The sequence below is a fragment of the Stenotrophomonas sp. PS02298 genome, from assembly GCF_029959445.1.
Classification (GTDB): domain Bacteria; phylum Pseudomonadota; class Gammaproteobacteria; order Xanthomonadales; family Xanthomonadaceae; genus Stenotrophomonas.
The window spans coordinates 1-9,254 of record NZ_JASCOR010000167.1 but is presented as its reverse complement, the minus strand read 5'-3'; the positions used below and the strand labels follow the sequence as shown (position 1 = coordinate 9,254).

At 64.8% G+C, this 9,254-nt stretch carries 8 protein-coding genes; 4 read left to right on the top strand and 4 right to left on the bottom strand.

The window, feature by feature from the left end:
• Positions 1-297: 297 nt before the first annotated feature.
• From QMX78_RS18065 to QMX78_RS18050, 4 genes are read right to left on the bottom strand one after another with little or no spacing between them, the layout of a single operon-like run.
• A complete protein-coding gene (locus tag QMX78_RS18065; protein ID WP_282272127.1) occupies positions 298-936 on the bottom strand; it encodes a DUF2894 domain-containing protein in 639 nt (212 codons plus the stop codon).
• Positions 933-1,583 carry an OmpA family protein gene (locus QMX78_RS18060; RefSeq protein WP_282272125.1) on the bottom strand — a complete coding sequence of 217 codons (651 nt, stop codon included), beginning with the start codon at positions 1,581-1,583 and terminating at the stop codon, positions 933-935. The genes QMX78_RS18065 and QMX78_RS18060 overlap by 4 nt, the downstream gene beginning before the upstream one ends.
• Positions 1,584-1,588: 5 nt before the next feature.
• Positions 1,589-3,676 (bottom strand): DUF802 domain-containing protein, encoded by a 2,088-nt coding sequence (locus QMX78_RS18055; protein ID WP_282272123.1) that lies wholly within the window; start codon positions 3,674-3,676, stop codon positions 1,589-1,591.
• A 10-nt stretch (positions 3,677-3,686) separates the two neighbouring features.
• A complete protein-coding gene (locus tag QMX78_RS18050) occupies positions 3,687-4,403 on the bottom strand; it encodes a DUF3348 domain-containing protein (protein WP_282272121.1) in 717 nt (238 codons plus the stop codon).
• Positions 4,404-4,609: 206 nt separating this feature from the next.
• On the opposite strand from QMX78_RS18050, the gene QMX78_RS18045 reads away from it, so the two are divergent.
• From QMX78_RS18045 to QMX78_RS18030, 4 genes are all read left to right on the top strand, one after another.
• Positions 4,610-6,829, top strand: coding sequence for a TonB-dependent siderophore receptor (locus QMX78_RS18045; protein ID WP_282272119.1), 2,220 nt, complete (start codon positions 4,610-4,612; stop codon positions 6,827-6,829).
• A 132-nt stretch (positions 6,830-6,961) separates the two neighbouring features.
• Entirely contained in the window at positions 6,962-7,249 is a 288-nt protein-coding gene (locus tag QMX78_RS18040) for a hypothetical protein (RefSeq protein WP_282272117.1), read from the top strand.
• Positions 7,246-7,548, top strand: coding sequence for a hypothetical protein (locus QMX78_RS18035; RefSeq protein WP_282272115.1), 303 nt, complete (start codon positions 7,246-7,248; stop codon positions 7,546-7,548). Before QMX78_RS18040 ends, QMX78_RS18035 begins: the two co-directional genes overlap by 4 nt.
• Before the next feature lie 10 nt (positions 7,549-7,558).
• On the top strand, positions 7,559-9,169 hold the full coding sequence (locus QMX78_RS18030; RefSeq protein ID WP_282272114.1) for a PepSY-associated TM helix domain-containing protein: 1,611 nt from the start codon (positions 7,559-7,561) through the stop codon (positions 9,167-9,169).
• The last annotated feature ends 85 nt before the right edge of the window (positions 9,170-9,254 follow it).

Genomic DNA, 9,254 nt, shown 5'->3' with positions numbered 1-9,254 from the left:
GGTATTTGTGGGTTTTCCGTTTGCCCATGCGGAGCTGCGTTGCCTGGGTTGCGAAGCTGGTGGTGCACCAGCTTCGCGATTCGCTCAGGGTTTGTGGGAGCGGCGTAAGCCGCGAAGCTGACATTGTTGAAGTCGTGAGCGGCAGTGCCATCTGTTGATGGGTCAGCTTCGCGGCTTATGCCGCTCCCACAAAAAGCCTGTATCGCTGGACCCTGGCTGCATCTGCTCACGCAAACGACAAAGGCGCGGACATCCGGGCCTTTATCGCTGTTGTTCCCCAATCCTTACGGCGGTCGATCAGGCCTTCTTGCGGCTGGCCTTGCGCTTGCTGGCGGCGCGGGTCGGTTCCACCACGGTGTTGGTGCCGCTTACCGGCTCCATCCACGTCAGCACATCCACGTAGGCGATGAAGTGCTGCAGATACTCCGGTGACAGCTCCTGCATCAGCGCCATCGCGCGATAGGTGAGCACGCTGGAATGCAGCGGGCCGGCGTCTTCGGGCAGTGAATCCAGGCACTGGCGGAGCAGGCTGTCGATGCGGATGCGGCTCCACAACTGCTGGAACTCATCCAGCGCGGGCATCAACGCTGTGTCGTTGCCATCATCACCGCTGTCGCTGACGACTGCGTTGGCGGTGCTCAGCGGCAACTGGTATTGCAGCGGATCTGCCTCCAATTGCTGCAGCAGTGATTGCAACGGGCTTTCCACGCTGGTTGTCGCTGCAGGCTTGGCAACTTCAACAGCGACAAGCTGTGCATACGCATCGGTCAGCTGTGACAGGCGCGCATCCAGCTGCGCGCGCGCGCTGCCCGCATAGCGCTGTGCACGCTGCGCCAGCGCCGCGATCAGCTCGAAACGTGGCGGATCGCAGCGATCAGCGCCGCTGTCGCGCCAGGCCTGCAGCTGCGCCAGTGCTGCCGAATCAGCGGGCATCATTGCGCGGCATCAGCCTTGCCGTCCTGCTTGGGGCGCGGGATCGGTGCGATCTCGACGCGGCGGTTTTTTGCGCGGCCAGCTTCGTCATCGTTGCTGCTGACCGGCTGCTCAGCGCCGAAGGCGGCGGCGAACACCGATTGCGAGGGCACGCCATCGGCGATGAGGGTGCGGGTGACGGTGAGCGCGCGCGCGGCAGACAGTTCCAGATTGTCGGCGAAGCGGCCGTTGGCCACACGCACTGGCTGGTTGTCGGTGAAGCCGCTGACCATCAGGATTTCCTCGCGTGCGCCCAGATAGTCGTGCAACGGCGCTGCGATACTCTGCAGCAGCTCACGGCCTTCCGGCTGCAGCTGGTCGGAGTTGAGCGCGAACAACACGCTGCCACTGATGCCGATGCGACCATTGATGACGGTGACGCGGCCAGCCGCCAATGGCGCGGCCAGGGCCTGCTCCAGCGTCTTCAGTTTGGCGGTCTGTTCCTGGCGCTGTTTGACCTCTTCATCCAGGCGGTTGTGCAACAGCAGCTGGATGCCGATCACGCTGGCCAGGATAAGCACGAACGCGCCGAGCAGCACCGACATCAGGTCGCCGAACGCGGCCCAGGTGGTGGCGCTGGATTCGGCGTCGAATTCGATTTCGTCGCTCATCGCGCTCAGGCTCCGGCGTTGTCGCGGGCTTCGGCCAGCTGCTGCAGCTCACCGATGATCTGTTTCTGCGAGAGCATGCTCAGGTCCACCACTTCACGTGCCTGCGCGACGTAGTAGGCCAGCTGCTCGTCGCTGCGGGCCAATGACTTGTCCAGCGCGCTTTCGATCAGTTGCAGGCGTTCGTTCAAGGCCGCGGTGGACTGGCCGAACAACTGCACGGCACTGCCGAAGGCATCGCCCAGGCTGGCCATCTCCACCGCGCTGGCGGTGACGTTGGCGGCGGCGTGGTCGAGCTTGCTGGCCTCGCTTTCAAGCTGGGTGCTGAAGCGGCTGCTGACGCGTTCAAGCAGCTCGGCCGAGGTGTTGACCAAGGCGTCGACCGCGCTGCGTTGTTCCGTCGATGCGTGGGTGACCGCACCGAGCAGGGTTTCCAGGGTCGACAACAGGTGGCCGCGTTCTTCCAGCATGGCGGTGTCGCGGACCATGCTGTCGGACAGCTTCTGGCGCAGCTCGGCCACCACTTCGGCAGCGGCGCGCGGTGCTTCTGAAGCGCTCTGCACCAGACGCGAGATCTCGGCGATGGTGTCGCGGGCCTGCGCCTGCTGCTGCTCGCTCATGCTCTGCGTGGTCTGCGCCAGACTGTCGCAGATCTGCTGCTGACGTTGCGCGACGGCTTCGCCGTTGCGCTGCCAGCTGCTGTCCAACGTGCCGACCATTGCCGATAGCGACTGCGACCATTGGCCCAGTCGCTGTTCATCGCGCTCGGCGAAAGCGTTCTGCAGTTGTTCGTGCGATTGCTGCAGCGAAGACAGCAGCGACTGCGCGTGCTGTTCAAACGAAGACGAAGCCGCGAGCAAGGCCTGCTCATTGCGCTGCGCCAGTTCGTCATGCGCGCTGTGCTGCTGTGCCAGTGCATCACGCCAGGCATCGGCAGTGCGGCTGACATTGTCTTCCATGCGCGTGGCAACGCCCTCGATCAAGCTGTTGGAGCGCTGCTCGAAGTTGCTGCTGAACTGTGCCAACGCTTGCTGCAACTGTTCGTTGAGCGCGCTGTTGCTGCGTTGCTGTTGCTCAAGTGCTGTGTTCCAGCTGCTGCCCGCGGTTGCGGCCGCACTCTGCACGGCGGCATTGATGTCTTCGAGTTGTTTGTGCACGGCGCTGTCGATGCTGGCGTGCAGGGCATTGGACTTGTCAGCCAGGCCCGCCATGGTTGCATCAACGACGGGCTGCAGTGCGGCGCCCACCGCATTGGCCTGCTGGCTGATACCGGCCTGCATCGATTGCTGCAGCGATGCAGCCAGCTGCGTATAGGCCGCTTCGGTGCGCTGGTGGAACTCCTGCTGGCTGGCCTGCAGGCGCTCGTTGTTGGCCTGGTGCTGCTGCTCCAGGCTGCCCATCATGGCCTGCAGGCGCTCGACCAGGGTCGGCATCAGCGCGTTCTGTTCCTGCAGCAGGCGGAAGGTCTCGCCGCGCTGGAAGCTCTGCGAATGCATGCGCAACTGGCTGGCGATGCCGGTATCCAGTTCCTGCACGGCCTGCGCGCGTTCGCGGCGCAGCAGGGCCGACAGCAGGCCGAGTGCGGCCGAACTGGCAACACCGGCGATCGAGGTGCCGAAGGCGAAACCCAAACCCTTGACCGGTGCGGCCAGCGAACTGCGGATCGCGTCCAGGTCGGTAGCGCTTTCCAGTGCCAGGCCGGTGCCGCGCAGGGTGGCCATCATGCCGAGCAGGGTACCGAGCATGCCCAGCAGCACCAGCAGGCCGACCAGATACGGGGTCAGCGCAGGTGCGGGCAGGCCGACGCGCTCGCCCTGTACGCGCAGGCGCACCGGACCACGCAGGCCCGGCTGCAGGCGGCTGAGCCAACCGTCGAGGTTGTCTGCCGCTTCACCGATGGATGGCAAGGCCTGTTGCAAGGTGCTGGTGGCCTGGCGGTAACGGAACAATTCAAGCGCGCCGGCAAGGTAGCAGGCCGCGATGATCGCGGCGACCACCGCGGCCAGCGGATGGGTGCCGGCATAGCCGACGCCGATCCAGCACACGGCCAACAGGCCAACAAGGAAGACAACGACTGCGACGAGGTTTCTGGACATGAGGTACGGATTACCGGGTGCGTAGCGCTGCGAGCAGGCCATCGATGGGGTGGAAACGGACATCCAGTTCGGCCAGCAGCGCGATGCGCAGGTCTTGCCGGAACGTGATCAGCCAGGGGCCGGTGGGTGCCGCGGTGGAATCCGATGCGGTGGCATCGGCGGGGTCGTGCGCGGCTGCAGCGAGCAGCCGTTGGTAGTGCAGGCCGAGCAGCACCGGCACATGGGAAAGCAGGCTGTGTTCGCGCGGGCTGAGGGTGGCTTCCATCACCGCGTCGACTTCGGCCAGGCGCGCCTTTGCCGGGGATTGCCGCGCCAGCATGTCACGCAGACGACCGCGCAGGCGGCCGGTGACGGTCTGCATGGCGCGTTGCTGGTTCAGATAGTGCTGGCGGTAGGGGGCGAAGCCCGGCGGCAGCTCGGCGTCGGCAGGCGCCGGGTTGCGGGGCGGGCTCAGGTCGATCTCGGCCTGGATGGCGTCTACCAGCTTGCCCCGCGTATTGGCGTATTCAGCATCCTGTGCTGCTTCGTAGTCTGCACCTGCTTCGGGCTCCGGCGGCGGGTTGTCCAGCGCCTTGGACAGGGTGATGGCACGGTTCCAGTCGAACCACTGCGCCAGCCGCTCCGGCACCGCAGGCGCCGCAGGGGAAGCTCCCTCGTCGTTGAATCGGGCCAGCAGGCGAATGAACGCCGGGCCCAGAACGGGCGCCCGTTCGGATGCTTTCGCCATGGTCCTGACTAAAAATTGGCCATTTTACATGCTGACGCAAAGCGCGCCTTGGGCCGGGTATTCAGGCCTCGGCTGGCGGGACCAGTGCGGGTGACAGAACAGCCAGTGCCAGCGATGTTGTTGCGAATGGTTATTATTTACTATAATCGGCACATCAGCCGCTGCCTGGGCAGTCAGCCAATACTTCTGTCTGTGCAGGTTGATCCGTGTCCCTCCCCCGTATTTCTGCCGGCCTCCGTCCGGCCTTGCTGTCCCTCGCCGTCGTTTCGGCCCTGTTCCCGCTTGCTGCCATCGCCGCCGAAGCCGAAGCCGAAGCGGCTGCCGATGCGCAGACCCTGGATACGGTGCGGGTCAATGCCTACCGCACCACTGGCCACACCTCTGGTGCGACCAAGACCGATACCGCCATCGCCGAAACCGCACAGTCGGTCTCGGTGATCGCGCGCGAGGAACTGGACGCACGCGGCGTGCAGAACCTCAACGAGGCGATGCGTTACGTGGCCGGCGTCTCGCTGGAAAGCAGCGGTATCGACAACCGTGTCGATGACTTCCGCATCCGCGGCTTCGACGCTGGCAGCTGGGCCAACAACGTCACCATCGACGGCATGCGCGCGCCGCAGGGCAGCCAGTGGAACCGCAGCATGGTCGATAGCTGGAACCTGGATCGGGTGGAAGTGCTCAAAGGCCCGTCTGCAGTGATGTACGGGCAGGTGGCTCCGGGCGGCATGGTCAACCAGGTCAGCAAGACGCCGGTGCCCGACCAGCAGCAGGTGCTGCGCGTGGGCATCGACGGCAATGGGCAGTACAGCAGTGCCTTCGACGTCGGCACCGGCAGCGACGACAACCGCCACCTGCTGCGCCTGGTCGGCCTGTACCGCGACGGCCAGACCCAGATCGACCGCACCGAGCAGCAGCACTGGTTCCTTGCACCCAGCTACACCTTCCAGATCGCCGAGCGCACGCGCCTGACCCTGCTCGGTCTGTACCAGAAGGACGACGGCGGCTCGACCTACCAGTTCCTGCCGATGGCCGGTACGCTGCGCCCCACCGCATATGGCTACATGAAGAACACCACCTTCATCGGTGAGCCCAACTGGAATACCTTCGATCGCACCATCTGGACCGCGGGTTATCTGTTCGAGCACAGCTTCAACAACAACTGGACCTTGAGCCAGAGTGCGCGCCATACCAACGTCGAATCGGTATTCCGCTCGGTGGTGACCAATGGTGCCCTCAATACCGATGGCCGCACCCAGAAGCGGCGCGCAACCTGGGGCGAAGGCGACTCCAAGGGCGAGACCATCGATACCCGCCTGACCGGCAAATTCAGCACCGGCGTCGCCGAGCACACCGTGCTGTTCGGCGTGGACTGGCAGAAAGCCGACTGGACCGGCGCGCGTGGTGGGATGGTCAACCCGGCCGACATCGACATCTTCAATCCGGTCTATACCAACTACGTTCCGGTCACCACCAGCATCAGCTACAGCGGCGGCATCAACCGCCAGACCGGCGCCTACCTGCAGGACCAGATCGCCATCGACAAGTGGCGCCTGACGTTCGGCGGCCGTTACGACTGGACCAAGGACGACACCTGGACCCAGGCCTATACGGTGGCCACCAACACCTATCGCGCAGTGGTGCCGACCAAGGTCAAGGACAAGTCGTTCACCGGCAACGCCGGCATCCTGTACGTGGCCGACAACGGCCTGACCCCGTACCTGAGCTACGCCGAGTCGTTCCAGCCGGCAGCCACCAACGTCAACATGAGTTACACGCAGACGCCGTTCGATCCGGTCACCGGTAAGCAGTGGGAAGCCGGCCTGAAGTACCAGCCGGCCTCGTTCGATGGCCTGCTGACCTTGTCGGCCTACGACCTGCGCCAGCAGAACATCGTCACCAACGATCCGAACAAGGCGCATAACACCTGCGGTGCCGCAGGCAACAGCGATTGCCAGGTGCAGGACGGCGAAGGCCGCGTGCGCGGCGTCGAGCTGGAAGGGCGCGTCACTCCGCTGGAAGGCTTCAGCGTGATTGGCGCGGCCAGCTGGATGGACTCGGAAGTCACCCGCAGCAACAACGGCTACACCGGCAAGCAGTTGGCGATGGTGCCGGATTGGACGGCGGCATTGTGGGCCGATTACACCTTCCTCGCCGGTGGCCTGGAAGGCCTGAGCGTTGCCGCTGGCGTGCGTTACAACGGCCGCAGCTATGGCGACAGCGCCAACCTCTACCTGATCCCGTCCTACACCTTGTGGGATGCCGCCATCCGCTATGACGCCGGCCAGCACGGTGCGGTCGGCACGCAGTTCGCGCTCAACCTGAGCAACCTCGCCGACAAGCGTTTCGTCTCCACCTGCAGCGGTGTGTCGTCCTGCTACTACGGCACCGGCCGTACCGTCACCGCTACCGCACGTTTCAGTTGGTGATCCGCGCGCGGCGCCTGCGCTTTGGTGCAGGTGCCGCGAGTGCATGTCCAGCGAAGAGCCAGACCAGATGAAATTCAAACATCGCATGTGCGCCCGGCAAGGGCGCGCAACCACGTATAGCAGGCAGGCCGCATGAACCTGTGGCTGGGTATCGCCGGCACGCTGGCTGGGATCGTTGGCGGACTACTGCTGTACGTCGCTTCACCACAGCAGCAGCTGCGCGCCGCCGGGCCGTGGCCGAAGCGGCATGCATGGTGGCCGGGCACCTTGTTGGTGCTGCTGTCACTGCTGGCGTTGTGGCCGCTGCTGGCGCCACTGGAGGCGATCGCCAGCTGGTTGGTGTTGCTGATGCTGGTGTGGTCACTCGCACCATTTGTCGGCGCATGGCGTGCACGCACGCGTGCGGGGCGGTCGGTATGAGCGCGGCGAAGCCACGGCTGGAAAGCCGCCATTGGTTCGGCAAGACCTGCGCCGGCGTAGTGCTGGGCTTTGGCCTGGCGTTGGCGCTGTCGGGCCTGTTCGCGTGGCTGGGCCCTGACGGCATCAATGCCGGCGGCGGCAAGAACCAGTTCAACATGTGGCTGATGGCACCGATCTGGGCGACGGTGCTGTCCTTCGTCTACCTGTTCCGCGACAGCCTGCGTGCGTGGCTGTGGTTGGGTGCAGCCAATGCGCTGGCCTTCGCCGCGCTGTGGCTGGTGCGTGGAGTGATGTCATGAAGGTGCTTGCATGAAGATTCGCAGCGACATCATCAAGGTCTACAAGGACGTGCATATCTGGATCGGCATCGTCAGCGGGCTGATGCTGTTCATCGCCTTCTACGCCGGTTCGGTCACCATGTTCGAGAAGCCGCTGGAGCGCTGGGCGACGCCGCCTTCCACGTTGTCGCCGGCACCGTCGCTGCAACAGGCCGACGCGCTGGTGGCCGCGGTACTTGCCGAACACCCGAAGGCGGCATCGCGCTATTTCGTCGCGGTGCGGCCGCATGCCGATCAACCCGCGCGGGTGTACTGGCAGGAGCGCGCACCCGGGCAGGGCCGTCGCCAGTCCACCGAGTATGGCGCCAGCTTCGCCGCCGACGGCAGCCTGCAGGTGACGCAGACGCGCAAGGCACCGGTGGCACAGCTGGTGGATACGCTGCACCAGCTGGTCGGCCTGCCATTCCCGGACAAGATCGCACGGCCGATCATGGGCGCGGTGGCGATGGCATATGCGGTCGCCCTGGTATCGGGCCTGATCGTGTTGCTGATCACCTTGAGCAAGGATGTGTTCGCGCTGCGCATCGGCAAGAACATCAAGCGCATGTGGCTGGATGCACACAACGCCTTGGGGCTGTTCAGCCTGCCATTCCACATCGTCATCGCGCTGACCAGCGTGGTGTTCGCCTTCCATGACCAGTTCTACGATGCACAGGGCGCGGTGGTATATCCGCAAGGCATCGAGTGGAACGAGGAGCACGCCGAAGCGCCCGGAGGGGCCGCAGTGTTGCCGGCCGCTGAGTTGCTGCGCCGGGTAGAGCAGCAGTTGCCGGGCTTCGAGGTGCAGAGCTTCGGTTTCCAGAACAAGGACGGGCATGTTGAAGCGACAGTGACCGGACTGGATATCCGCCATGGCACGCGTGCGCGGGTGTATGCCAGCACCCACCTGGATCCGTATAGCGGTGAGGTGGATGCACATGACCTGCCGGGTCATATGGATGGTTGGAACGGCGCGGTCAATGCGTTCTTTGCGCTGCATTTCGGCAGCTTCGGTGGCAACCCGGTGCGTTGGTTGTACCTGCTGATGGGCCTGGCCGGCGCTGCCCTGTTCTACACCGGCAACCTGCTGTGGGTGGAATCGCGGCGACGCAAACGCAAGGGCGTGGAAACGCCGGTGCAGAAGCGTTCGGCCTGGGTGTTGGCCTGCCTGACGGTTGGTGTGTCGCTGGGTTGCGTGGCCGGCATATCGGCCAGCATCGCCGCCACCAAATGGTTGCCGTCGCTGGTCACCGATCTGAAGGCCTGGCACACCGGCATCTATTACGCGGTATTCGTCGCCGCCATCGCCTGGGCATTCCTGCGCGGTGCGCCGCGTGCTGCGGTGGAGCTGCTGCGCTTGAGTGCGCTGTGTACGCTGGCGATTCCGCTGTCGAGCATTGCTGGTGCCTTGGGCGTCGCTTGCAGCTGGTACCACGCAGGCAGCTGGCCGGTAGATCTGACCGCGTTGCTGTCGGTGCTGGTGATGCTGTACATCGCTCGGCGCACGCAGATGCGACTGCAGCAAGGCCATACCGACAGCGTCTGGTCCCAGGGTAGTGCCGAGCCATGCTCGGCAGAGGCCTTACCGGCAAACCCGCTGTAGGAGCGGCGTCAGCCGCGAAGCTGGCAATGCTGCAATCACCGGTGTATCTGCGAGCTGACGGATTGTCAGCTTCGCGGCTGACGCC